The organism is Streptococcus mitis (assembly GCF_946190375.1).
GTDB lineage: Bacteria > Bacillota > Bacilli > Lactobacillales > Streptococcaceae > Streptococcus > Streptococcus mitis_CJ.
Window position 1 is genome coordinate 1 of the sequence record NZ_CAMIAF010000152.1, and the last position, 236, is coordinate 236.

General features: G+C 37.7%; 1 pseudogene. It reads right to left on the reverse strand.

What is annotated here, in order from left to right:
- Positions 1-236: pseudogene (locus tag N8M09_RS11110) on the reverse strand (IS5/IS1182 family transposase); the annotation flags it as partial.

A 236-nucleotide genomic window follows, 5' to 3' on the forward strand; every position in this document is an offset into this window, starting at 1 on the left:
TTCAGTTTTACTTTCTCATGTGTGAAATCCAAAGGCTTCAATCCGTGTTTTTGCCTATCTTTGTTTATTTCTTCTTCTAAAGCTTGTTTGTATGTCTTGGTTTGCTCCTCTACAAATACCTTCTCGTACATTTTCTTGTTCGCACTTGCTTTGATGTGTGTTGAATCCATGAACACGGCATCCATATTTACCAAGCCATGCTCGATTGCTTGCTGCAGTATTTTGTTGAAGATTTG